Origin of the sequence: Sphingobacterium sp. MYb388 (genome assembly GCF_037479535.1) — a bacterium.
GTDB lineage: Bacteria > Bacteroidota > Bacteroidia > Sphingobacteriales > Sphingobacteriaceae > Sphingobacterium > Sphingobacterium anhuiense.
The window spans coordinates 769,486-795,247 of record NZ_JBBGYV010000002.1; the positions used below are offsets into that span (position 1 = coordinate 769,486).

Below are 25,762 nucleotides of genomic sequence, written 5' to 3' on the forward strand. Positions count from 1 at the left end.
GAGTTGTTCTATAAAACAAAGAAAAGGTCCCTGTTGTTGGTATCATAGAACTGTAGCGACATTATTGTTAATGTTTCATAACTATTTTTGGGCAATTGTAATTCTAAAAATTCTTTTGGAGAAAAGCTGGAAAATAATTTAAATTCTCTACTAAAATGTGAGTGATCTGCATATCCAAGTTTATATGCAATATCACTTAGTCTATTGTACTGCCCGTTTCTTAATAACTGGAGGGATTTCTGAAATTTAACAATTCTGAAATATGATTCAGGACTGACACCTACTTCTTCTTTGAATTTACGCTGAAATTGCCTTCTGGATAGACAATATTGCTGAGCCAATAAAGCGGAATCAATGTTACTTTCACAATTACGGATTCTATGGACACTTTCTTGGATGATGTGCTCCTTTTTTGCCCGTAAGAGCTTTTGATAAATTTCTTGACTGAATAACTCAACAAGATGCTGGACAGATCTAGCTTCTAATAATCTTTCGGTGAAGTTTTTTGAAAAAAAAATATTCATATCCACCAGTGAATCGGTCAGTTCGTAACTGTTAATCGAAAATAATTGTTTGACTGTGGCAGGTTGAAAACTGACGCCAAAGATGCTAGATTGTCCATGTATGAAGTTGGTACAAGGGCTGGCGCTCTTTTGACCGTACATAAAAGTAATGGGTAGCGGGACAGTATCCCTATATAAGTTTGAATTTCCGTTGTTATGCTGAAAAATTATACCCGGTGCTCCGTCAGCAAAGATTTTATAGGATTCAATAGCGGAAGAGGAATTAGGGACAACAGTGTGCCAGAATTCATAAACTACACTTCTTAGATCCGGTGGAGGCTGTATTTTTGATATTTTCATATTTTGACCTTTAAAATGAATTTGTTGTGTTATGCATGGGCAAAAAGCATTTTAATATTGTCTATGCAATTCTACACTAACCAAATCTCAAATAAGGGGTGTTTACAAGTAAATCACCCCTGTGATAATCATTTAACTAAGATAGTTATTGCATTCATTTTTATCATTTTCCACTTTCATTTTCCTCATGTCTTTCTGTGGCCGATTTATCTTCTGCTACACCAGATTTCCAGTAGGAGTACGCATAAAGTTCTTCTTGTTTCCAGCCTTTTTCTTTTCGTAAATAATGACGTATTTCTTTCACAGAAGAAAATTCTGCCGCTACATAACCCGAGCGGGAGTGCTCTGGAAGTGATTGTTGTTTAACAACTGCTGCTATGTTACTGCCTAATTGAGGACTGGAGTTGTAGAGCCAAATAAATTTGATATCCGCTTTGGTCGATAATTGCTGTTCATCCTCTTTGCTGTGTACTTCGATGATACAGATACCTTTAGCTGTCTCGGGCAGATCCTCTAATATTGCTCCAAGTACCGGAATGGCAGTTGCATCGCCTACTAAGAGATAGTTCGCTGCTTTACCGTATAATTCACTTTTACCATCTTTCATTAAAACACCCAGTAGCTCACCTTTTTGAGCATTAATGGCCCAAGAAGTTGCAGGTCCTTCATCACCATGTGCAACAAAGTCAATATAAATTTCTTTTTTTTGAAGATTGATACCCCTATGTGTGTAGGTTCGAACTATAGGGCGAATCTCATCGGGTTGGGGTTTCCACTGCTTTTTGTCATAATCAAATTCTGGAAAATAAACAGTGCCGATTCCCGCGGGAGGTATAAGTATCTTGTTATTGACTCCGATTGTCGTATTACTGAATGATGGAACACTTTCGCCCGTGAGGTATATGCGAATATAATGCGGTGTAATATATGCTTTACGGCTTACCGTTAATGTAGCCTGTAGGGGTTTGAAATTTTGTTTACTCATTTTATACGTTTGATTAACTTATTTGCTCAATGGTCTCTTGAAAACCTGCAACGTGATTATTCATTTTGCGCATCTGCACTTGATGGGAATAATGATAAGCGGCGCGTTGCATATTCAATCTTACTATTAAGAATAATTCTAAATAATTTATATATTTGTGCAAATATAAGAAGTTAATTATCCTAAAAAGGTCTGTGAAAAGGAATAAAAGATCCGCGAGAAGGAGAAACTGAATCAAAATTTAACATATAATGACGCTACGATTGTACAATACCGACATCTCTAATTTGCTTTTGGAAAAAGAGTATCCGGATGTTTTATCTGCATCGGATGGTCGAATACAGGAATATACAACTCATCTCGAACTTCCAATCGGAAAGGGATGTTACCGTGAAATATATTTTGAGGGAGTACATATTGGTTTTGGTGATGCTATTTTGTCCAATAATCTAATGCTGTATTTTGAAAGTGATTTTGAAACCGTAGAGATGCATTTTGCTCTAAAAGGTAAAAGTACTGCGATCACAGAGCATTTTAAAAAAGAGGTAAGTTTTGATTCTCACCAACATAATATCATATATGCCAACCAGCTACATGGGAAGATGAAATGGGAAAGTGATGTTTTTCAGTTATTTGAGATTAATTTGGCTCCGTCATTCTTTAAAAGATTTCTTCCGGAGGATACTCTTTTATTTGACAGATTTCGAAATGCAATTGAGAAGGGATATTCTGAGACAATAAATGTGGAAAATAATCGAATTAGTCGTCAGATGTATGAGATTATAGATGACATTATGAACTGTCAGAGAAAAAATGTTTTTAAAAGAATGTTTCTCGAGGCAAAGGTAATTGAGCTCCTATTGCTGCAGTTTGAACAACTGAGCGAAGTGGCTCACATCCATGTTTCTTTAAGAAAGGAAGATATTCATAAAGTGTATGCGGTGCGGGAGTTTATTATGAATAATCTCAATAATGCTTGTTCATTGATTGAGCTGGCACATCATGTGGGTACAAATGAGTTTACACTTAAAAAGGGTTTTAAAGAGCTGTTTGGAACAACAGTTTTTGGATTTTGGACGGATGCTAAAATGAATCAGGCTAAACTGATGATTACCGAACAGGATATGAGTATCAGTGAGGTTTCGGACAGTATAGGATATAAAAATCCACGTCATTTCTCGGCGGCTTTTAAAAGAAAATTTGGTGTTATCCCGAGCCAGTTTAAAAAGTAAACTACATCGGTCTCATTTTTAGCTGAATACCATCCTCACATAATGTGTTAAATTTATTCACTATTGTTAATAGTAAATAAAGGTTTAGCGTACAAATATGTAAAGCACCGATATCGTTTCTTATTATTTATTCTGTACCGCGGTTTGTCTTCTTCATTAATATTCTAGCTTTTCTTAATTGCATCGTGGCATGATGGAGTAATTTGGCATTATATAAAATCCATCCGCCTATCATTCCGATGACGCTTCCAATAAAAATATCAATCATACGTGCAAAAAAGATCTCGTTGGTGTCTTGAGTTAACTGTTTACCAGATTCGGAGAGGAAAATAGTTAGGATCGTAATAAAAACAACTGCAATTGCATAATTCCTTACGACTAAGAATTCTACGATGACTTGCAATAGGGTAATACTTATGACCATAATAAGTGGCGTTGGGTTTCCTGACGCAATTAGCCAGGTAATTCCAAGACCAACTAATGTTCCGGTTATACGCTGTGTTGCTCTGAGCCAAACATGCTTAGAGCTGCTTCCCTGCATTACCGCTAAGCAAGAGATGGGGATCCAGTATGGTTTTTCAATGTTTAACGAAAATGCTACAGCTAAGGAGAAAGCCATAATGAGTCCAAAAATGAGAGATTCTACAATATTGGTGTAACTCGATTTCAGATGAATGCTATTTTCGGGCTGATTATTCTTTTTTAGAGTAAGTAAGCTATATATTAAACCGATACCACAGGTTAATATGGTTCCCATTGCAACATAACCAATTTTTTCGGCTATATTTTCAGGTTGAAAGGGAGAACAAATGGCCGTAGATGCCAGCATGATGAAGAAGAAATTGCCTGGTGGACGGGTAAGTTGAAGCTTATGCAGGGAGTAATGTACTCCGAAGGAGAAAAGACCCAATGCAATAGGGGCAATCATTGGGTTGAACGAAAATAACAATCCAACCGAAAAAGATAGCATAAGCCCAAAACAACAAGTCATCAGTAAGATCATGCGTTCGATAAGCTTATCTGATTGAATGTATAAGATTGATAGTCCAGCTAGGGATCCCAGCTTTCCAGCTTCAATGTTGTCCATATACCAGCCCAGAATCATAGGAATGCCTACACTTAATCCTGCGACGATGGGAAGATGCCATTGTCTATTTGTTTTATTAAATTTAAAAAACGATTCCATGAGTTTTTCTTTTTGACCCGGTTTCTCTAACGAATTAGTTTGTCGCTCTAATTTAAAAACCAAACAAAGGTAATGATGTTTTTTATTTCTGATAATTTTCCATTCTCATTTTAGACTTTTGACGGTTTAAGCAAAAAGCAGGAAGTTGTAGCTTGTATTTTAATTGAATATTTATAATGGACAGCTTATTGTCAGTCTGCTCTCTTTAGTTTATTTCCGATTACTAATAAAGTTAAACCTATACAGATGGATAAGATAAAATAGCAGATCGCTAATGTCTGTTGGTCACCAACATTCAATATACTGACCAGGCTGTAGCTGGCAAAAGAAGTCACGATATAAGCCCCGCCACTGGTTAATCCACCTGCTGCGCCTGCATATTGTGGGAACCGTGTCAAACAATAGGTGAAGTAGATGTTGTACATAAATCCCATCAGGAAATGCATTAATAAAGCAAAAAACATCAGAGAAAATAAGCTGTAATACCAGAATGCTGTTGCAAACATTAAACAGGCTAATGTGGCTTGTCCGATTGTTGCTAGCCGTAGTTTTTTTAGCATAGGCTTTGCTAACATAGCTTTACTCAGTAAGCCTCCGAACAGTAAAAATAAGCCAGAAAGAAGAGACATATTTCCGGTCATGACAGGAGAAAAATTAAAGTCATGCTCGATCATAAAAGGTGCAGACATCCCAAATACAATAGCCATAGCGTAACTGAATCCCAATAGCACTATGCCCATGCTGAAGTCTTTAGCGCTCAACATCACTTTAAAAGCATTAACTGTACCCGAAATGCGGTAGGGTTTTTGTTCTTTTAGTGTTTCTCCTGTAAACCGGTACTCCAATAAAAACATGATGAGTGCATAAATAGCAAGGAAATAAAAATTTCCTTTCCAGCCAACATAATTTTGCAGAAACCCGCCTAAGAATGGTGCAAGAATGGGGGCGGACGACCATACAATAGATAGTAATGAGGTGTAATTTTTTAATTTGTCACCGTCATAAACATCCACGAGAAAGCTACGTTTGGATACCATAATAATAGAAATGACTAAGCCTTGGATGGCCCGCATACCGATTATAAAATAAATATTGGAAGAGTTGATCAGTAAGATATTGCTCAGGATAAATAGTACTAATGCTAACATGCTTAATCTGTAACGGCCATAACTGTCCACTAAACTTCCTAGAAGAAGTTGTCCCAGGCCATAAAAAATGAGATAAACTGTCAGGGTTAATCGGACACTTGATATGGAGGTTCCTAATGCGGTTACCATATCCGGAAAAGAAGGGATGTAAATGTCCATCGCAAAACCGGAAAGCGGTATAAGCATAAATGTCAAAATAGTACTGATACCCTCGTGTTTCTTTTCTTGTCTTCTCATCCTAAAATCATATTATCTTGATCAACCTGTTTCCTTAATGCTGTCAGCAAAATTAAAGGAAGATCGATGTATTAAAAAGACAGGATTCAAAGTTATTTTTACGAAAATCAAACTTGTTTCATAAATCTTACGCGGTGAATTTTAGGCGTAATAAGCGCATGTTTTTTAAAGAAGGAAGTAAAGTGTTGCGGATATTCAAAACCTAGACCCTGACCGATCTGTCCGATGGTCCAGTCGCTATTTTCCAATAGTTTTTTACCCTCTAATAATAAGCGTTCCTGAATATGCTGAGAAGTCGACTTTCCGGTCATTGCCTTAAGCAGATGGTTGAGATGATTGATATGGGTATTTAAACGATTGGCATAATCAGCAGGACTTTTTAAATACAGAATCTGCTGCGGTGACTCTAGTGGAAACTGATTATTTAATAGGGTGAAAAACTGATGTACTAACCGGTTGCTTGCCGGAATGCGCTGTCCATCGATGGTTTCGCGATGTACTTTGATAACGTTGTAGATAATGAGACGCAGTATGCTGTCAATGATTTCATTTTTAAACATATGTCCATCCATATGTTCTGACGCAAGTCTTTCAAAATAAAAAAAGAGCTCCTGGAATTTTGCCTGATCGAGATGGATGTAGGTAAACGGTTTCGCTATCATCTCTTCATGCACGCGGTCGAATTCTAGTTTCATTTCTTTGGTTAAAAATGATTCATTGAAAAGGCAGACGTAACCGTCCTGATTTGCAGCAAGTGGTTCCCAGCCATAATTGACTTCCGGGCGTGAGAAGAATATGGTGGGCCGGTCTACTTTTAGCTCACCCTGATCTGTAATTAAAATTCCGGGATTCTGTGTGAGTGTTATTTTGTAATAGTCTCTGCGTGCATAGGGGAGACTTAGCATACAGCTCTCCGTTTTGATGACATTGAAATGTAAAGCATTCCGTTGAGAATGGATGAGATCTAAAGGGATTTCTTTCTTTATATTGGTATAATAACCTAATAAATCTTCTGTTTGCATCTTTTTAATTAATTACATAATTCAAAGATAGTGAATTGCTTTTTTATACGGAGAGAGTAGTTGAAATGTTGTGTATTTATTACAGCTGCTTGCATAGTTTAATTATTTTTTAGGGATAATTTCTACCCATTTTTTTTCCAAGTATAGGGTCGTTCCTTTGATTTTGGTTGCATCTATAAATGTGGCTTGAACAAAGTTCCCAGTGATATTTTTATATTTTAATTTTAGGCCTTTCTCATCCAAGCCGGAAGTTTCATAATAGGCGCCTAATGGAAGTTTAAAGGGATTGTTCTTAACGTCGTTGGTGAAAATGGATAGTAAAAATAGTCTTTTGGAATTGGTGTCAGGTTTTTCATAGCCAAATATACGATGATCAAGTCTCATATTGGCGTTTAGCGTTAGGATGCTATCCGAAGTATTCAGATCCACGTAGGCCTTTGTTACATCATCTGCAGAAACTGTAACAGATGCGTTGTTTTCTGATTCTATGCGCGCTAATGTATCGATTTTTGGAACCTCTATTTTTGTTGGAAAATCAACTGTATCTACTCTTAAACTGTCTTTACTAATTTTTCTTTCATCTACCTTTTTTGATTTTGAATTGTTGCAACTTAAGATCAAAAAAGGTAGTAAACCGATTATTGTTTTAAACTTCATGTTATTCGTTTTTTAATATTTTATCAATTCTGTTACTGTATCAAATCGATATTTAATATGTGCCTCTTTGTGTATCTATTTCTCAGTCTTTTTGAATATAACAATTTATTTTTTAAAGGATATGTGGTTTAGCTCTTTGGTTTAATAACCGTAGATAGGTGCCACGATAATTATCAAGAAAACAACTATGCTATAGTTTTTGTTGGTGCTAAGCTAACATACCTTAGAATGCCGTTTACAGGAGCGTAATCTAAACTGGATTCGCATTTGGAAGATCAATTAAAATAATATTTCGGTTGATTCTAAAGGAGAGCGTGTTAATGTATTGTAGACACATATATCAGGAATGCATATGATATTTGAGTGAACGAATTGAAGAGTGATTAATTAAGTAAGATGAGACGTTTTGGGAATTAAAACATCTATAAAGAGCGCACATGGCTGGCGACCCTTATAAATGTTTTAATTAATGGTAATAGGATTTATAAGTATAAATACTTAAGGTTTCAAAATTTCTGCTAGTTTTTTTTCTAAATCAGCTCCTCTTAAGTTTTTGGCAATAATCTTTCCTTCGGGATCTAGTAAAAAGTTAGAAGGAATTGCGCGGATACCATATTGAGTAGAAATATCATTTTTCCAGCCTTTTAAATCAGATAATTGGGTCCAATCCTGAAGTTTATCATCTTTGATCGCTTTAAGCCATGCATTTTTACCTTTTTCATCATCTAAAGAGATGCCGATAATAGTAAAACCTTTATCCTTAAAGGTATGAAATGCTTTTACGACATTTGGGTTTTCAGCTCTACATGGACCACACCAGCTAGCCCAAAAATCTAAAAGCACATATTTGCCTCTGTATTCTTCTAATTTTACTATTCGGCCGGAAGTATCCTGCTGACTGAAAGTAGGGGCAATACTCCCCAGACCTACGGCTTTGTGTAATAATAACTGTTCGTAGTATTTTTTTCCTGCAGTGCTGTTTTTAACAGTAGATGATAGTTTATCATAAAGCGGATATATTTCTTTGTACTCAGGCGAATACCCGCCGATTGCCTGCACTACATCTAAGGCAATGGGACTGTTGGGGTTTTTGGTTAAAAATTCCTTGCGTATAGTCGTTCGTTTTTGGTTGATCTCTTTATTTGTTTCATCAATTTTATGCTTCACAGTTAAGGTTTCTTTTTCTGTATCAGGTAGGTTTCTGTACCATTCGTAAAGTTTGGTCTGCTCGTCGTTGTACGGCTTGAGCAGTGCTGTTAATTTTTGATCATCGGCATTGACTGCACCGCCTTTGATAGTAGCGTTGTTTATAGAGTCTTTACTGGATACCACAAGTTTACCTGCCTCGATGTAAAATGGAAAGGCATATCGGTAGGCCTGTCTTAGACTTGAGCCAACCAAAAGATGTGCCTTTATAGGGCTTTCTACCTCTCCGGAAAATATAAATTTACCCTGAGGATTAATGTCTACAGAATCTGTTTGACTGCCTTTAAGCAGGTAAGCTTTGTATTCCTTTTTTACAACAGGAATATGGCCCTGGATTTCAAATTTTGAAACCTGTGCTTGCGAAACAATCGGAGCAAGCAATAAAAGCAAGATGTGTTTTGTGATTTTTTTCATGTTTGTATATTTTAGTATTAATGTTGAATGCGTAAGCCGTCTAATGCAAAATATGCGGGACTTAATAATGTTTGCTCCGCATCCCGATAATTTCCATCAATTGTAAATAATATCTTGTCAACCCGCCCTAAAGGCTGCAAATCAACTTTTGTCCAGTTGGAACGAATGGTCTCCACCGTTGGGTTCTGAATATCACCACCTTTGGTCGTGCCCAGGTAGAATGTTGTGGTTCCTGTCAGCGAACCTTTAAGGTATCCTGTTATCAGCAAGCGGATATAAGTTGGAGTCTTGCTCAGAGCAGTATAGCCTGCTATTCGGGTGAGATCTTTTCCTGCTAATGTGGGCAGATACCATCGGCCATAGTCTGCTGTGGAGGTACTTGAAATGTTGGGATTCCGAACTTTGGTTCCGTCAAGCTTGTACTGTTGGGTGGCAGGATCCAATGTGCCCGAATAGTTCGATCCATAGTTTGCCAGAAGATATGTATAAGCTGTGTTAGCAATTAGTACATGTTGAGGCGCGACAGCGTCATCAAACGATAAAAATGCCTGATCATCTTTTGCGTGTCCGATGAGGTAAGTTTCTGTTCTATTGGGGGTGGTCGTGTAGACGCTAAATACTGTCGAATCTATAGCTGATCTTTTTAAATCTGCCGATACCCCTGTCGATGGTCTGAAATCTGGACTTAGGATCCAAGGGTAGGAACGGTAGTTTTTATTGGACAATGCAAAACCACTGAAATCTGTAGCACCTTTTTTTTGGATATTAATCTGTACAAAGCCTGTGGATGTGGCGCCTGATCGAAAAGGTGCATCTGGTATGCGGCTGGAAAACCTTTCCAATATGATTTCATTGAAGGTGATATCTTCCGGGTAAGGAACCAAAGCATCTTTGACCTCATCTTTGCATGATGCTGTGAGAAATGTCAGACCCAATAGTGAGAGATAACTGAGTGTTCTAAATATATTCATGTTTTGAATTAATAATTGTAAAAATAATAGTGTTGTTTACTCTTGCCCTGGGTTTTGAAATGCAGCAGGATTATTGATAATCTCGGAATTTGGGATTGGCCAAGATACTCTGGTGATATCGAAAGTTAAGCCATCTTTGATTGCTACAATCCAAGGTTGATTATCTTTTTTAAATCGGATACTAGCGAAAAATTCACTTCCATTTTCTAAGCATAATTCTAAAAATATTTCTTTAAAAATAGCGTCATAAAGCTGTTCCTGATTACCAGGCTGAAGGAGGTTGAAAGCTTGTGCTGTTCTTTTTTGTCGAAGCTCATTGATCGGCGCGATAGCTTGTGCTACGCTGGCGCCTGTACGTGCTAACAGTTCGGCTTTGAGCAGATAAAGTTCTGCAAAACGAAAATAATAGGTCGCATATTTTTCATCAACTGGTGAATTGACTTTGCCCTGATAGCTACCTAAACGCGCTAGTTTTTTAAAGGTATACCGAAAAGTATTGTCCCATGTTTCAGGAGCGCGGACTTCTCCGGTAGCAATAGGCCAGCGTGGGTCGCCAGTAAACCAGTCTGTACCGTAGCGGAGACCAGCGGTACGTGCCCCACCGGGTGCTAAAGGAAGTGTATTGCCTTGGTATATGATGCCGTAAGTGTACCAATAACCACCTGCAGAAGTACGTGAACCATCGTCCTCCAAGTATTTGACAAATAGATTTTCGGGTGATTCCCAGGATCTTTGGTATACTTGTGCTAGGTCACTCTGAAGCTGGAATTTACTACTAGCTTGTTCCATGACATTATTTATTAAAGTAAGAGCTTGTTTGAGCGGTTCTGTTTCATTGCGGTAGCCTGACCGATACAAAAGTGCTTTGGCTTTTAATACTTGAGCAAATTGCTTGGAAATATAACGTGGGCTATCAAATTGCGATGCGTGCTGTATTGCAAAATCTAAATCCTCATTAATGATGCGATAGCTTTCACCGACGGATATTCGAGGAGCCCTGACATTGTCTAAAGAAGCGGGTTTGTCTCTAAAGACAAGTCCATAAGGGCTAGCATCTTCAGCCCACCAGTAACCGAAATTCCAAAGAATGTTAAGGTTGATCCATGCACGTACAGCTTTAGCCTCTCCAAGTAACGAGTTGCGCTGTTCATTGTTGGTAAAAGCGGTTTGTGGAAGTGCTTCAATGCCTGTTATAGCGAAATTAGCAGCATTTAAGCTGCGGTAAAAGGCGCTCCAGATGGCAGATCCTCCTCCTGACTCCTGTGTATAAGATAAGTTGTAATCTGCTACACTTGAAAAGTTAATAAAACCAGCTTTGGTGGTTTGAGCTACATAAAGAGCTCCAGACCAGCTGTCATTGCGGAAAGTGGAATATATCCCATTGACAGCGGCTTTAGCTTTAGCATAATTTGTAATGCCATTGGATTCTGTGAGGGCAAATTTAGGCTGTTGATCTAAGTATTTCTCACAACCGACGAGCGATGCAAAAAATAAAACCAAGAACATATGTATGGTAAGTTTTTTCATAAGTATCATTGTTATTATCTAAGAGTTAGTTTTACACCTAAGTTGAAATTCCGGGCAGCTGGATATGCACTGTTGTCTGTCCCCATTCCAGTACCAATACTGGAGCTGGACCAATTTCCTTGTGGATCAAACCCTGGATATGAAGTAAGGGTCAGTAGGTTGGTTGCCTGAAAAGTTAAGTCGATGCCTTGTATTAACGAATTGGCAAGTGTTTTTTGCGGTATTCTGTAGCTTAGGTTAAGCGCACTCAGGCGAATATAGGAAGCATCATAAAGCCAGAAATCTGAAAAAGTACTGTTTGCTCCATCACCATACTGTGTCATCCGAGGGATAGTGGCGGTGTAGGGATTCAATAGAGTAGCACTCTGCCCAGCAATCTTGTTACTTTGGTTGTAGTTGCCCACGTAGCCTACATCCTCCATAGGCATGCTCCATAGTCTTTTCATCCCTGATGCATAAGTGAAAGTGGCATTGGCATAGAAATTTTTGTAAATAGCAGTCAGACCAAATCCTCCAAAATATTTAGGTTCGGCACTTCCTAAGGAGACTTTGTCGTCGGTATTGATGATACCGTCCCCATTCTGATCTTTAAAGTAGAGATCTCCGATACTTTCTTGTGCACTTCTATAATATTGTTTGCCACCTGTTGCATTTGTGCTCTGAAGCGCAATGATTTCTTCTTGTGTCACGAAAAGACGATTATAGGTTTCATAACCAAACCATTGACCTGTACGTTCTCCTTCTTTGATTACGATGTTGCCAAAATTGAGTTCTGTGGCGGATCCGTTGATCTTAAGAACCTTTCCCTTGTTGCTGGCAATATTGGCATCTACAGTAAGTGTGAAATTAGGGTGCTTAATAACATCATATCTGATGTCAAATTCTACTCCTTCATTTTTGATTGAAGCAACATTAGAGCTGATGGAACTGAATGATGAACTGGGCGGTAGGGGTTTGGAATATATGAGGTCGTTGGATTTTTTGGAGTAATAGCCAAAGGAACCACGGAGACGCTCTTTGAATAAACCAAAGTCTAGCCCAATATCGACCATTTTTGTTTCTTCCCACTTGAGGCCAAGGTTGCCGATCGAGCTGGGACTTATGGCCGGACTTTCATTGTACCGAGCCGAGCCGATGTAAGTCTGCCAACTGTAATTTCCAAGATTTTGTGATCCTGCTGTTCCGATTGATCCCCTTAATTTAAGGTAGGAGATCTTTTCTTTAATAGCTGCGTTCTTAAAAAAAGATTCTTCGTGGATCAGGTAGGCAAAAGAGCCGGAGGGGAAAATTCCCCAACGGTTATTAGGACCAAAACGGGATGAGCCGTCTCTTCTTAAGGTTCCACCTAGGATGTAGCGGTCTTTATATTTGTATTGTAGTCTTGAGAACTGAGATACCAATGCGTAGGCTGTGTAATCCTCTGCCAAAGCACCTCTGTTTGCTCCCGAAGAAAAATTATTGAGGATGTCATCGTCAGGGAAATTAGATGCTATCATGCCAAAATTGGTGAGACCTGTTTTCTCAAAGGAATAACCTAATAAGGCCAGCACATCATGGTTGCCATGTTGTTTAGCATACGTAAGTGTGTTTTCCCAGACTTGAGAGTTCGTTTTTTGATACTGCCAGTTTCGGTTGCCGTCGTAATTAAAGGTACTGCCCCGTCGCATGTATTTAAGAAATTCATTATTGCTATAATTGGCGGTATAGGCAGTTCTAAAGAGGAAATCTTTCCATACATTTACTTCTAAAAAAGTAGTAGCATTAAAATTTTTGTTCTCCCCATTTTGTGTATTCAATAAAGTAGTATAGGGGTTTTCAGTATAAGGATCTCGGGTGAAAAGTGTTCCGTCTGGATTGTAAAATGGAATGTCAGGTCTTATTTTTTTAATCACGTTGAGCATATAATCTTTATCATCAGTGTTGCGGGATGAACCGTTTATCTGTAGACCAAATTTTAATCCTTTTCTAAGCTTTGCTTCTAGATTTGCACGGCCCCCATAAAGTCGACTTTTTCCTGATTGTATTACTCCATAATAATTCTGATTGTTGAGGGAAACGTAATAAACTACATCTTGTGTTCCTCCACGTAAAGATAATGTGTGGGTATGGTTCCAAGGGGATTGTGTCATTTCGTTTAACCAGTTGGTGTTCCCTTCATAAAAAGCGCCTGGTAATATACGGAGATCGGATTTATCATATTCGCTAGTACGTAAGTTAAAAAATGCTTGCTCATCTAAATATAAGCGAGTGAAATAATCGAAGGATCCTCTACTTATTACTTCTTCGCGTGCCGCCTTATCGGCAAAATCAATGTATTGGGGTGCGTCAAAGTAAGAGTAATCATTGAAATTCTGAGTCTGTAGTCCCAGTCGGGAAGAAACTTCAATAGTCGGTGCCTGACCTTGTTTACCTTTTTTTGTAGTTACTAAAACGACACCGTTTGAGGCCCTTGATCCGTATAAAGCCGTAGCAGATGCATCTTTTAGAATGTCAACACTTTGAACATCTTCGAGATTCAGATTATAAAGGGTATTGGCTATATTGCCAGATGTATTGTTCGAATAATCAGGTACACCATCGATGACCCATAGTGGCTGGTTGTTTCCGGTCAAAGAAGATGCTCCTCGAATAATGACGCTGACTGGTGATGTAGGGGAGGCTGACTGAATGGCTACATTGACTCCTGCAGCTTTTCCTTGAAGCAGACTTTGGATGTTGGCCCCCATAGGAGCATTTTTTAGATCAGCTTCAGTAAGACGTGTCATTGATCCGGTAATATCTTTTGCTTTGGAACGGCCGTAGGCGACAATGACGGTCTCCTCAAGTGCATTTTGACGAATACGTAACGTAATATCAATTCGTTCCTTCGGGTTGTGTAAAGGGTATTGAACGGTCTCAAATCCAATATAGGAGATAATTAGTATATCTCCTTTACTGGAAGGAATCTCAAAGTTTCCCCCTGCGTCAGAATGTACCAGCACGCCGGAGGTTTTCGACTTAACTGTAGCCCCACGTATGGGTTTATTCGACTCGTTAAGGATTTTGCCACGGACTACTGTTTTTTGATCTGACAGTTGGGAATACCTAGTATGAGGTGATGCAGGTAATTGTAGTTGTTTGCCTTTCAACTGGGGATTTTCAAGTGCATATGCCACTACAGTGGAGAGGGTAAATATGAGCAAAGGTATCCCCGGCCAAATACGGGTGTATTTAGAAAATTGAATATGTTTCATTGAAAATTTAAATTTTTAGTAAACGACGATTTGTTTAGTAGTAACTAAATGTTTTTTTATGGAAATGTCGATGTATAGACACTTGTTGCTTTTGGGGTAGAATTAGTGAAGTGCCAGTGGCACATTCGAAGCAGTGAGAAATGATTTTTATAAGGCATAGGGTTAGCTAATTTCTGTTGATTGTGATGTAAATATATTAGAAAAAAATATTAAATCTACCATTTTGGTAGTCTTTATTTTAAAAATATTTTAATTTGAACCAAATGTGTTCATTTGCAATTACTTATGGATTTAAATTATTTTTAGAAAATAGCTTTTTATAACTATCAAATCGGGGAAAAGTCAATTATTGTTGTGATATATTTTTTTATTATTGACAAATAATTGCGTGATTTTTATAAGTGATTTTATATAAAATATAGTGATAGGAGGTAATTTTCTGTCCTTATAAGATAAGCTTACAAGTACAGCATCTCTAAATCTAACAACAGGAAGAAAAGTAAATGATGAAAAGTTGGGGCCAAACCATTATTATAATTACTAATTACCTACGCTTAGACTATTTCTCTTTATGTTTTGATTTAGAGCAGTATTAATTGGTTAAATTAAACGGAAAGCGCGTTCAAGAATATTACGCTTCGGGAAAAGATCTTCATAAACTTATAATATTCATGAAGATAATATATATCACTAGCAAGCGGATTAAAGTAAATGAATATTAAAGCAACTAATAAGGTAAGTTTTATCATTATTGATTTTAGCGTGAGTATGTTGGGTAATTAATTTATTCAAGTGTTTTATTTGCTTCCAGTATTAAGTTGTTGATACTTTGGTTAATGGAGCGGATAACGGCTTGTAACTGGTTGATCATAGCTGCTCTGGAGTGTAAATCATCAGCAAAGTAAATGCCTCCATCCGAAAATATAACAGATTGGTTTCCCTGATTTTCGTTGCTGTCAAACTGATAATCGATCCATCGTGTTTTGAGATTGTGCAATAGCGAGCTATTACCATCGTTACTAAATTCTTTCTCGCTCAGCATATACCAGATAAAAGGTGAAAAGCTTTGATCCGAATCATTTTCAGTCCATACATTTCGCAATAGGTTATGAGGATGAAAAAACTCTATCTTTTTTCCTTTGGGATTCAAGGTGAAAAAACCAAGGCCTCCACCAAGTACCCCACCTGTAATACCTACTGCATTATTGACATTATTATTGGTAATGAGAGCTCCGGCTATTGATGCAGCCGCACCCAGTGCAATAGAGCCCACGACAAGTTTATTATTTCTTGAAGCATTGATATTATCTATATATCCAGCGACCTGATCGACGCGTTCTGCTTCACAATCTAGTTCGGCTGCTGCGGCATTGATATCTGATAGTGCTAGAAGCAGTGTTCTATTGACCTTATTGTTGATCGTTAGCTTACGAATTTCTGCACTAACACTAGTATTGCCTTTAAGTTTTTGTAATTCTTTTATCTCCTTGGTCAGTCCAAGAGCATAAAGCATAAGGATATTTTGTCTTGAGAATACACTGTTTAATTCATCGTGGATGGCTAGAGAATCTATAGCGTAATTAGGTAATGTCTGCTCTGCCTTTAGAAAGTAGGTTGGTGGTATGCAATAACTATTTTTAAGGGTCAGCATAAATGCTGTATTCTTATTAACAGAGCAGGACGTCATAAACCCTATAAATAAGGCTGTTGTAATGATTTTCGATTTGGTTGCTAAAAACATAATGATGCTGATTTTGTATATTATTGGCTCAAATCACTATAATTCTGTACGGTTAATAATAACTGAATATACCGAATTTATTTTATTACTGTTGCTTATCGGTAAAATATCTGTCATAAAGTGTGTTTTTAATTAATATGGATTTAATATGTAGGTTGTTTTAGTTGAGTGATTTGGATGAAGTAAAAAGCAGATAGGCAGGTAAGTGGTATTAATTAAATGTGAATTTTAGGTTTCATTATTTAATAGCAGGCTGCCGCAGTGGCTTGATATTTAATCATCATGATGATGCATTTGTAATTTATAATCATATAGCAAGAATTATTAGTTTTGGAAAAATAGGTTTACATTAGAGAAAGTGAAAATATTTCTGGACTAATTGAACCGGTACATAAAGGGAGCAGTGTGAAAATTCAGTACGATGTGAATTTCAACTGTTATTCGTATTGTAGATGAGTCATAAAACATAAAAATCAATGGAAAAAAGAACAGTACTTGTATCAGGCGCTAGTATTGCTGGTCCGGCTTTAGCATTTTGGTTACATCGATTTGGTTTTGATGTCACCATCGTAGAGCGTGCAGAAGAATTGAGATTAGGCGGACAAAATATAGATGTTAGAGATGAAGCTCAGAAAGTAGTACAGCTAATGGGGCTCGAAGATGAAATCAGAGCAGCAAATACAGGTGAACTAGGAATCCGTTTTGTTGATGTTAACAATCATACTTTAGCTGAATTTCCTAAAACTAATGGTGGATTCGGAACCGCAGAACTTGAGATTTTGCGTGGAGATCTTGCGCAGGTATTTTTTAATGCGACTAAAGATAATATTCCCTATATTTTTGGAGATCAGATTCTAGCTTTAGTAGAAGATAAAGATAAAGTGAATGTTACTTTTAAAAATAGTACTCCGCGCTCCTTTGATTTGGTCATTGCTGCTGATGGAATTCGTTCGTCAACACGGAAGCTAATTTTTGGAGATGAGCCCGTGATCAAATATATTGGAGTTTACTGCTCTTATTTGACTATTCCACGTATTGATTCTGACACGTCATGGGCTTATTGGTATAATGCACCAGAATCAAGAGTATTAAACCTAAGACCAGATAATGTAGGAACCACCCGTGCATCATTTTCTTTTCTATCGCCAGAGAAAGGGTACGAAAAACTTAGTTTGCAAGAGCAGAAAGGAATTTTGAAGCAAAAGTTTGCTGATGCTGGTTGGCAGGCACCACGTCTGCTACAAGGATTGGAGGAAAGTAAAGATGTTTATTTTGATAGTATAAGTCAAGTGAAGGCACCTCGATGGACCAATGGAAGATGTGCTATGGTTGGGGATGCGGCTTATTGTCCAACTCCGATGTCAGGAATGGGGGCAAGTCTTTCTATAGTTGGTGCATATGTATTGGCTGGAGAATTGTCGAGACACCAGAATCATCAAGATGCCTTTGAAGCTTATGAAAAGTTAATGCGCCCTTATGTTGAAGATATTCAGAATCTACCCCCGGGAGTACCATGGCTAGCACATCCGAAAACAAAGTTTGGAATCAAAGTGTTCAATACTGTGCTAGGAATTGCATCAAGTAAATTGGTGAAAAAAATAGCAAAGCTCTTTGGCGCAAAAGGGAAAAAAGAAATAAAAGAGCGTATCCAATTACCTTATTATAGTTAGCAAAGAGATTGGGGAACATAGTATATAAGTAAATTACTGTTAAAAGATTTTTAGCGAATTTGGTTATTTGATTTATGTATTATGAGTCAGATTGCGTTTGGATTTAAGCAGTTGTTTATTAAAATTAGGCATGATTAATGCAGGAATTGTTTTAACGGTGAGCACTTTTATGGCTTGTCGATTTACAAGACCTAATCTGTGATAATTATATCAAATTTTACATTATGAGATTGATGTTTACTATGTTTTTCTTTTCATTTTTGTTTACTGCACAGGTATTTGGGCAGCATAAAAGTGTTTTTGAAAAGACAGTAGATTCTTTAAATCTGATTGGTCAATCTGAAAAGATCATCCGTTATTTGGAGATGCAGGTAAAAAAACATCCTGAAAATGAGATTTTGTTACGCTTAACGGGATACCAGTACCTCCAGATAAGCAATATGGTGTTGGGAGAGAAATATTATCGTAAAGCACTTTCCATGAACCCCACCTGTTCACGTTGCTATTTAAATATAGGTCTAATTTATGCGGCTAAAAACGATTTTACTCAAGCTTTAACTTACTTGGATACGGCAGTGGCGATTGATCCACAGGATGATCGACTGTTTGATGCTAGAGGTACGATCTATCATCATTTAAAACAACCTGAAAAGGCTTTAGAAGATTATGCTAAGGCGATCCAATTAAACCCGAATCATTTTCGAGCTTACTTGAACAGAGCTGAAGTGTATTTTGAAATGGAAGATATGGATGCCTCCTGTCAGGATTTTACTACTGCAAAAGATCTCGCACAGCAGGTGAAAATTAATGACTCCGCATTTTTTAAAAGGATAGATGATGCATTGCTGGATTTTTGCGATAATAGTAAAGCCAGTTTTTATTACCAGCGAGGAGTGGCTTTTTATAATTTACAAAAATTTGATAAAGCGCTGGAAATTTATGATGCCGGGCTCAATAAATTTCCCAATAATGCAATGCTTTTATCTTTTCGAGGTAACACATACCTAGCGTTAAAAGATTTTAAAAATGCATCGCTAAATTATGATCATGCATTAGCCAATAAAGAGGGGATGATGACGGAATTAAAAAAAAATCCACGGTTTACAAATGCGAGCGAGCAAGATATCAATTCTTATTACAATGTATCAATTGCCGGTATATATTATAATGATGCCGAATGTAAAGTTCAATCTGAAAATCTGGATGAGGGGTTATCTGCTATAAATAAAGCGATAGAGCTGATGCCTAATGGCAGTAGTTTTGAAAAGGAACTATATTGGAATAGGAGGGGACATATTTATTTGCTTCAACATCAATATAAACTTGCTTTAGAAGATTTTGATCACAGTATCCGGAGCAATGAAAAATATGCGTTAGCTTATGTCAATAGAGCAATTGCTCAAGTATGTTTAGCTGAAAAATCCAAACAGTCAAATATAATTATGAGCAGTAAACTGCCGAATAAACCTTTTCGAATAAACTGGATTATGAAATCTAAAAAAGACAAACCAAATCTGTTAAATGCTTTGGGAGATTGTAATAAGGCAATTGAGCTGGAACCAAATAATGGGTTTTCATATTATGTCAGGGGGCAAATTAAACGGTTTTTGAATGACGTAGATTATTGTTCCGATTTGCTCAAAGCAAAAGAAATGGCCATTCAAGTAGAAGATACTTTGCTAGTCGATTGTCTGAAATAACAGATATAAAAATTACGAGAATTAAATCGATCCGAAAATAAAATCATAAAATATTTGCTGTTTTTGGGTACAAATATACCGTCTAACAATATTTATAATCGATACCGTAAGAATTTAGATAGGTAGTTTGACTAAAGTTGTGATAAACTTAAGGGTAAAATTAGAAAAGAGCTAATTCATTTCATTATGATTTAGCTCTTTTTTTTGCTTTTGTACATCTGATGAAGATCGGTGAATTGAGATATTTAACTGATCGATTATGAAAACGTTATGTCGTGAAAATCATCGTTATCGGCAATTGAGAATTCATTTTTGAAATGATCATATTTATACAATAAAGTGCCATAATTCAATAGAGATCTTCCATTGTCATAGTTGTTTTGGTAGAATATAGGAGCATAATATAATGTGATACCTATGTTTTTAAAATCATATCGTATACCTGTGGTAATATAGGTCTGAATCATTTTTTCTTTTTGATCATCGGTGAAAGGTTCTATTTCCATATAGCTATTTTCATTTTCCCAGTTTTCAATCTCTCTAACCAAAAAATCAGCATCTTTACGGTTAAAAAATTGTTTTTTATAACCTAAATTTTGAATATTTTCAGCCAATTCTATTTCAACCACTATTTGTGGAGGCTCAGGATATTTTAAACGGTAATCTTGGAGTTCCTGGGTGAATCTGTCATTTTTCTCTTTTTCCTTCTGTTCAAAAAACTCTTCTAGAGTAATGTTTTCAGCCTCAAGCTTATCCTGAATCTCTTTTTTTAATCTTAATTTAGGCTTTCGATTTTCTTCTTTATTCATAATATTGGGTATTTATAGGTAACTAACTGTTTGTTGTGCCTTGATGTATCAAAACTTTCGGATGATTTAAATTACATGGCATACGATCGTGAATCCTTAACAAAGTTTGTCTTAAACCTTGTTTTGATCTTCATAAATAATGCGAAATATAAACTTTAAAGTGTCTATTAGATTTATTTTAAAAATAGTATATAATTATTGGGTTAATATACGAAATAGAATTTAATAATTTATCTTATGATGTAATTATTATTACTTCATGGAAACTGCGCGAAGGGATCTTAAAGTGTCATGCATTAGTTACTTTCAAGAAGAATGATGTTCTTGCGTAAAATAACCTTGTATTTTTAATAGGAAAGAATATACAGTTCATCTGTTTATAGGATTTGTTAATAATTTTATCTGTGTAAATTATATTCTATTGAAGGTTAATTTATTAGGAGAGCCTAAAGATCAGATAAATTTCATTTGCTATTTTTTTTTGTTTAAATTTAGTTAGTTGAGATAGCCAAAATAGAACGTTAATTATTTGAAAAATTAGAAACCAATGGAAAACGAATTCAATGACATTAATAAGTGTCCATTTCATAATGGAACATTGCGTAAGGCTGTTGCTGGTGGAGGTACAACAAATCAAGATTGGTGGCCAAACCAGTTAAAAGTTAATTTATTGCGTCAACATGATGTAAAGTCTGATCCTATGGGTTTGGATTTTGATTATAAAAGAGAATTTGAAAGTTTGGATCTGGATGCAATAAAAAATGATTTAAAGGAATTAATGACAAAATCTCAAGATTGGTGGCCTGCGGATTTTGGTCATTATGGACCATTATTTATTCGTATGGCTTGGCATAGTGCAGGGACTTACCGTGTTGGCGATGGACGTGGGGGAGCAGGTCGAGGACAGCAACGTTTCGCACCTTTAAATAGCTGGCCAGATAACGTGAGCTTAGATAAAGCAAGACGATTGTTATGGCCTATAAAACAAAAATATGGACGTAAGATTTCTTGGGCAGACTTATTGATTTTAACCGGGAATATGGCTTTGGAATCAATGGGCTTTAAAACTTTGGGTTTTGCAGGAGGACGTGAGGATGTTTGGGAAGCAGATCAGGATGTATATTGGGGCTCAGAGAAAACATGGCTTGGTGGCGACGTTCGTTATGCAGATGGATCTGAGGGAGTAAAGGAAGGACATGGCGTATTGGTGTCTGACGATGACGCTGATGGTAAGATTCATAGCCGAAATTTAGAAAACCCATTGGCAGCAGTTCAAATGGGTTTAATTTATGTAAATCCGGAAGGACCTGATGGTAATCCCGATCCTATTGCGGCAGCAAAAGATATCCGGGATACTTTTGGACGTATGGCTATGGATGATGAAGAAACGGTCGCATTGATTGCCGGCGGGCATACGTTTGGTAAAACGCATGGAGCAGCGTCTGCTGATCATGTTGGTAAGGAACCTGAATCTGCTGGTTTAGAATCTCAAGGACTCGGGTGGGAAAATTCTTTTGGTACAGGGAGAGGTGGAGATACCATTACTTCAGGTCTGGAAGTGACCTGGACAAGTAGACCTACAGAGTGGACAAATCTGTTTTTTGAAAACTTGTTTGATTTTGAATGGGAGTTAACAAAAAGTCCTGCTGGAGCTCATCAGTGGGTAGCTAAAGATGCTGGTGATATTATTCCGCACGCGCACGATCCGAATAAAAAATTAAAACCGACTATGCTGACCACAGACTTGTCTTTGCGTTTTGATCCTGAATACGAAAAAATATCACGTCGCTTCAAGGATAATCCACAAGAGTTTGCTGATGCATTTGCTCGTGCCTGGTTCAAATTAACGCACCGTGATATGGGACCTCGTTCGCGTTATTTAGGTGCCGATGTGCCTCATGAAGAGTTTATATGGCAGGATCCACTTCCTAAGGTTGATTATGCTGAGATTGATGAGACAGATATTCAATCTCTAAAAGCACAGATTTTAAATACAAGTCTATCGATTTCGGAACTGGTATCTACAGCATGGGCTTCGGCCTCAACTTTTCGTAATTCGGATAAACGGGGAGGAGGAAATGGAGCTCGAATCCGCTTAGCTCCGATGAATGCCTGGGAGGTCAATAAACCGATGCAATTAAATAAGGTATTAACAATATTAACAGACATTCAAACACGGTTTAATAATGCACAGTTTGGAGGGAAAAAAGTTTCAATTGCTGATCTGATTGTTTTATCGGGTGCGGCTGCTATTGAAAAAGCGGCACACCAGGCGGGTTACGATGTGGAAGTTCCTTTTATTTCGGGGCGTACAGATGCTAGTCAAGACCAAACTGATGTAGAGTCGATTGCCTTCTTAGAACCACTAGCAGATGCATTTAGAAATTATCGTAAATTAAAAAACAAAGCAGTATCTACCGAAGAATTATTGATCGATAAAGCACAATTATTAAATCTTTCAGTTCCTGAAATGACTGTTCTAATAGGAGGTCTTCGTGTACTTGATATCAATTTTGACGAATCTAAACATGGTGTATTTACCTCACGTCCAGGACAGCTGACCAATGATTTTTTCGTAAATCTTTTAGATATGGCAACGCAATGGAAGCCAATGGATGAAACGAAAGAATTGTATTTAGGTAGTTGCCGTAAATCGGGTCAACCGAAGTGGACTGCGACACGTGCTGATCTCGTATTTGGCTCGCATGCTGAACTTCGGGCTGTTGCAGAAGTGTATGCTGAGTCTGGCAATGAAAAGTCATTTGTGGATGCTTTTATAAAAGCTTGGAATAAAGTGATGAATGCTGATCGTTTTGATAAGATATCTTAAATAAGGGTTTAATCAATACCTTTTAGAGCATATCGATTTGCTTTGGCTTGGATGAAGTCATTCAGCCACCGATACTGTTTAATTCCTATTTATACAGAAAATCCTCTCATTTAATTTGAGAGGATTTTCTGTGTAATGCTATTCGAAACCTTTTGCAGAAGATACGATACGGTATGCACAACGTCTCGCCCCTGCTATGATATGATCGGTACGTTGTACCAAGACGGATTCGCCTAAGACGGATTGAAAAATCTGAAGTTCTGAAGCACAAAATCCTTGGCAGACTTTAGCCGCTGCACAAATAGGACAATGATTTTCTACTAGCAGATATCCCTCGTCATCTTCAGTATAATCTGCCATGTAGCCCTCTCGGGTACGAATGGAGACTAATCTTTCAATCTTAGACTTTAGATTGGGTAAAGGGTCGATCTCTTCATGATATCTTTTTTTTCCTGTTGCTTCATTGACTTCAATGATCGTCTGTAAAGCTTCTGTCCCTATTGACTCTTTAATTATTGTCAATAATTTCACCGTTAACTCTGCATGGGTATCCGGAAATTTGCTGTTTCCGAGTTCTGAAATATTGAAATATTTTTGTGGCCGCCCGACTCCCTTTGATTCTGTCTCTACTTCAATCAAGCCTTCATCCATAAATTTAACCAGCTGTTGCCTAACACCTTCTTTGGTTATTTTTAATTCATGGGCAATGTCGAGTGCCGTTAACGGACCTCGCATTTTCAGTAACATTAAAATTCGGTTTGTCGTCATAAAATAATAAAACAAGTATTTGGTTGTTTTATTATTCAAAATTACTACTTTTGTTACACTTATCAAAATAGATACATGTAAGTCTACTTCTTCTGATTATCAAATTTGGTAAATGCTAAGTAAGAATTGTAATAATTATTTTTATGTGGATAGATACACCAGAAATACACCGTCCGAAAAAGATTGCTCAGTCAGCATTTCTTGCCTTTACAACTGTTGTTCCCTATTGGAATATACTGAAGAGGTAATTTCACTACTATAAAGATTAAAATCTAGTTTTTATCACTAGAAAAGAGTAAAAATATCCCCAAGCTAAATACAGGTTTGAGCGGGGAGCGGAATTCCTATGTCTAGTCTTTTAACGATAATATGTATGGAATCTCAGGCAAAAGCTCATGCCTAGTTTATTACTTATTGTTTCATTACTAAATTATTATCATGAAAAAAATGCACTTATATCTATTGTTATTTCTCGTCTCGGGAATGGTCTCCTGCGATTCAAAGAAAGAAACAGCAACAAGTGAAATAATTGCCTATCCTGTACTTACACTAAAATCTGAAAAAGCGACTCTGTCGGTAGAGTATCCAACGACGTTAGAAGGATTGCAGACAGTAGAGATTCGTTCAAAAGTAGATGGTTATATAGAGGAAGTCTTTATCGAAGAAGGCAGTCTTGTGCACACTGGGCAAAAGCTATTTAAAATAGATGCCAATCGATTCGTGCAGGATGTGAATCAACGAAAAGCGGCAGTATTAGCAGTGGAAGCAGCCCTAGAAACGGCTAGTATTCAAGTGTTGAGAACGCAGTCTCTTGTGGACAAGAAAATCGTAAATTCATTTGAACTGACGACAGCGAAGAATGTAGAAAGGGTTAAAAAGGCTGAACTTAATCAGGCAAAAGCAGCATTGTCAGATGCACAATCACAACTAGCATTTACACAGATTGTTAGCCCAATATCAGGTATAGTAGGACGGTTGCCACTTAAAAAGGGCAGTCTAGTCAGTAGTACTTCTGAAACTGCTTTGACCACAATTGCGAATACGAAGGAAGTATATGCGCATTTTTCTTTGAGTCAGAAACAGCTTAATAGCTTTCTAAATCAATATCCAGGTAAGAGCATGGCTGAGAAGTTAAGGAATATACCTCACGTTAATTTACGGACTGCTGATGGAAAAGATTACGGGTCTAAAGGAAAAATTCAGAGTCTGAGCGGGGTCATAAGTTTAGAAACCGGATCTGCAAATTTTAGAGCATTATTTCCAAATCCTGATGGTTTATTATGGAGCGGAGCGAGCGCAACTTTACAGCTCCCGACAACAATTGATGAAGCAGTGAAGGTTCCTAAAAAAGCGGTTTTTGAAATGCAGGGAAATCACTATGTCTACACGGTAGAGGCTAAAAATACCGTACACCTTACCGAAATAAAGGTATTGCCGATAGCAACAGAACAACACTATGTGGTGCAATATGGGCTTGCGCCTGGTGATATGGTTATCACTGAAGGAATTGGAAACCTAAAAGATGGTATGCAAATTCAACCTAACCCTGTATCCACAAAATAA

General features: G+C 37.3%; 18 protein-coding genes. 5 read left to right on the top strand and 13 right to left on the bottom strand.

The window, feature by feature from the left end; genetic code table 11:
• Positions 1–8 precede the first annotated feature (8 nt).
• Complete coding sequence (locus WH188_RS09220) at positions 9–863, bottom strand: helix-turn-helix transcriptional regulator (protein WP_168127350.1); 855 nt, start codon at positions 861–863, stop codon at positions 9–11.
• A gap of 163 nt (positions 864–1,026) precedes the next feature.
• The gene (locus WH188_RS09225; RefSeq protein ID WP_168127351.1) at positions 1,027–1,848 is read right to left on the bottom strand and encodes a siderophore-interacting protein; all 822 of its coding nucleotides are present in this window, start codon (positions 1,846–1,848) and stop codon (positions 1,027–1,029) included.
• Positions 1,849–2,099: 251 nt separating this feature from the next.
• On the opposite strand from WH188_RS09225, the gene WH188_RS09230 reads away from it, so the two are divergent.
• On the top strand, positions 2,100–3,080 hold the full coding sequence (locus WH188_RS09230) for a helix-turn-helix transcriptional regulator (RefSeq protein WP_168127352.1): 981 nt from the start codon (positions 2,100–2,102) through the stop codon (positions 3,078–3,080).
• Between the two features lie 127 nt (positions 3,081–3,207).
• Here WH188_RS09230 and WH188_RS09235 read toward each other — a convergent pair whose 3' ends face one another.
• The 9 genes from WH188_RS09235 to WH188_RS09275 form a co-directional block, all read right to left on the bottom strand.
• Positions 3,208–4,266: an FUSC family protein gene (locus tag WH188_RS09235; protein ID WP_168127353.1), complete on the bottom strand. Its 1,059-nt coding sequence runs from the start codon at positions 4,264–4,266 to the stop codon at positions 3,208–3,210.
• Between the two features lie 191 nt (positions 4,267–4,457).
• Positions 4,458–5,651: an MFS transporter gene (locus tag WH188_RS09240; protein WP_168127354.1), complete on the bottom strand. Its 1,194-nt coding sequence runs from the start codon at positions 5,649–5,651 to the stop codon at positions 4,458–4,460.
• Positions 5,652–5,758: 107 nt separating this feature from the next.
• Positions 5,759–6,673 (bottom strand): helix-turn-helix domain-containing protein, encoded by a 915-nt coding sequence (locus WH188_RS09245; protein WP_168127355.1) that lies wholly within the window; start codon positions 6,671–6,673, stop codon positions 5,759–5,761.
• A 102-nt stretch (positions 6,674–6,775) separates the two neighbouring features.
• Positions 6,776–7,330, bottom strand: a complete 555-nt coding sequence (locus WH188_RS09250; protein ID WP_132770303.1) for a hypothetical protein — start codon at positions 7,328–7,330, stop codon at positions 6,776–6,778.
• Between the two features lie 498 nt (positions 7,331–7,828).
• On the bottom strand, positions 7,829–8,950 hold the full coding sequence (locus WH188_RS09255) for a TlpA disulfide reductase family protein (protein ID WP_132770301.1): 1,122 nt from the start codon (positions 8,948–8,950) through the stop codon (positions 7,829–7,831).
• A gap of 17 nt (positions 8,951–8,967) precedes the next feature.
• A complete protein-coding gene (locus WH188_RS09260; protein WP_339423880.1) occupies positions 8,968–9,921 on the bottom strand; it encodes a DUF4465 domain-containing protein in 954 nt (317 codons plus the stop codon).
• Positions 9,922–9,957: 36 nt separating this feature from the next.
• On the bottom strand, positions 9,958–11,448 hold the full coding sequence (locus tag WH188_RS09265; RefSeq protein WP_165902403.1) for a RagB/SusD family nutrient uptake outer membrane protein: 1,491 nt from the start codon (positions 11,446–11,448) through the stop codon (positions 9,958–9,960).
• 14 nt (positions 11,449–11,462) lie between these two features.
• Entirely contained in the window at positions 11,463–14,681 is a 3,219-nt protein-coding gene (locus WH188_RS09270) for a SusC/RagA family TonB-linked outer membrane protein (RefSeq protein ID WP_339423881.1), read from the bottom strand.
• Positions 14,682–15,465: 784 nt separating this feature from the next.
• Complete coding sequence (locus WH188_RS09275) at positions 15,466–16,422, bottom strand: hypothetical protein (protein ID WP_132770293.1); 957 nt, start codon at positions 16,420–16,422, stop codon at positions 15,466–15,468.
• A gap of 476 nt (positions 16,423–16,898) precedes the next feature.
• On the opposite strand from WH188_RS09275, the gene WH188_RS09280 reads away from it, so the two are divergent.
• Positions 16,899–18,092 (top strand): FAD-dependent monooxygenase, encoded by a 1,194-nt coding sequence (locus WH188_RS09280; protein ID WP_168127357.1) that lies wholly within the window; start codon positions 16,899–16,901, stop codon positions 18,090–18,092.
• Between the two features lie 224 nt (positions 18,093–18,316).
• Entirely contained in the window at positions 18,317–19,792 is a 1,476-nt protein-coding gene (locus tag WH188_RS09285; protein WP_168127358.1) for a tetratricopeptide repeat protein, read from the top strand.
• Positions 19,793–20,049: 257 nt separating this feature from the next.
• On the opposite strand, the gene WH188_RS09290 is transcribed toward WH188_RS09285, so the two are convergent.
• Positions 20,050–20,601, bottom strand: coding sequence for a hypothetical protein (locus tag WH188_RS09290; RefSeq protein ID WP_168127359.1), 552 nt, complete (start codon positions 20,599–20,601; stop codon positions 20,050–20,052).
• A gap of 547 nt (positions 20,602–21,148) precedes the next feature.
• Between WH188_RS09290 and katG the strand changes: the two genes are divergently transcribed.
• A complete protein-coding gene (katG, locus tag WH188_RS09295; RefSeq protein WP_168127360.1) occupies positions 21,149–23,431 on the top strand; it encodes a catalase/peroxidase HPI in 2,283 nt (760 codons plus the stop codon).
• A 138-nt stretch (positions 23,432–23,569) separates the two neighbouring features.
• On the opposite strand, the gene WH188_RS09300 is transcribed toward katG, so the two are convergent.
• Complete coding sequence (locus WH188_RS09300) at positions 23,570–24,178, bottom strand: helix-turn-helix transcriptional regulator (RefSeq protein WP_237682797.1); 609 nt, start codon at positions 24,176–24,178, stop codon at positions 23,570–23,572.
• Positions 24,179–24,637: 459 nt separating this feature from the next.
• On the opposite strand from WH188_RS09300, the gene WH188_RS09305 reads away from it, so the two are divergent.
• A complete protein-coding gene (locus WH188_RS09305) occupies positions 24,638–25,762 on the top strand; it encodes an efflux RND transporter periplasmic adaptor subunit (RefSeq protein WP_168127361.1) in 1,125 nt (374 codons plus the stop codon).

Coding starts and splice junctions, on each gene's coding strand:
- WH188_RS09220 (WP_168127350.1), bottom strand. CDS start 863: ATGAAAATATCAAAAATACAGCCTCCACCGGATCTAAGAAGTGTAGTT.
- WH188_RS09225 (WP_168127351.1), bottom strand. CDS start 1,848: ATGAGTAAACAAAATTTCAAACCCCTACAGGCTACATTAACGGTAAGC.
- WH188_RS09230 (WP_168127352.1), top strand. CDS start 2,100: ATGACGCTACGATTGTACAATACCGACATCTCTAATTTGCTTTTGGAA.
- WH188_RS09235 (WP_168127353.1), bottom strand. CDS start 4,266: ATGGAATCGTTTTTTAAATTTAATAAAACAAATAGACAATGGCATCTT.
- WH188_RS09240 (WP_168127354.1), bottom strand. CDS start 5,651: ATGAGAAGACAAGAAAAGAAACACGAGGGTATCAGTACTATTTTGACA.
- WH188_RS09245 (WP_168127355.1), bottom strand. CDS start 6,673: ATGCAAACAGAAGATTTATTAGGTTATTATACCAATATAAAGAAAGAA.
- WH188_RS09250 (WP_132770303.1), bottom strand. CDS start 7,330: ATGAAGTTTAAAACAATAATCGGTTTACTACCTTTTTTGATCTTAAGT.
- WH188_RS09255 (WP_132770301.1), bottom strand. CDS start 8,950: ATGAAAAAAATCACAAAACACATCTTGCTTTTATTGCTTGCTCCGATT.
- WH188_RS09260 (WP_339423880.1), bottom strand. CDS start 9,921: ATGAATATATTTAGAACACTCAGTTATCTCTCACTATTGGGTCTGACA.
- WH188_RS09265 (WP_165902403.1), bottom strand. CDS start 11,448: ATGAAAAAACTTACCATACATATGTTCTTGGTTTTATTTTTTGCATCG.
- WH188_RS09270 (WP_339423881.1), bottom strand. CDS start 14,681: ATGAAACATATTCAATTTTCTAAATACACCCGTATTTGGCCGGGGATA.
- WH188_RS09275 (WP_132770293.1), bottom strand. CDS start 16,422: ATGTTTTTAGCAACCAAATCGAAAATCATTACAACAGCCTTATTTATA.
- WH188_RS09280 (WP_168127357.1), top strand. CDS start 16,899: ATGGAAAAAAGAACAGTACTTGTATCAGGCGCTAGTATTGCTGGTCCG.
- WH188_RS09285 (WP_168127358.1), top strand. CDS start 18,317: ATGAGATTGATGTTTACTATGTTTTTCTTTTCATTTTTGTTTACTGCA.
- WH188_RS09290 (WP_168127359.1), bottom strand. CDS start 20,601: ATGAATAAAGAAGAAAATCGAAAGCCTAAATTAAGATTAAAAAAAGAG.
- katG (WP_168127360.1), top strand. CDS start 21,149: ATGGAAAACGAATTCAATGACATTAATAAGTGTCCATTTCATAATGGA.
- WH188_RS09300 (WP_237682797.1), bottom strand. CDS start 24,178: ATGTTACTGAAAATGCGAGGTCCGTTAACGGCACTCGACATTGCCCAT.
- WH188_RS09305 (WP_168127361.1), top strand. CDS start 24,638: ATGAAAAAAATGCACTTATATCTATTGTTATTTCTCGTCTCGGGAATG.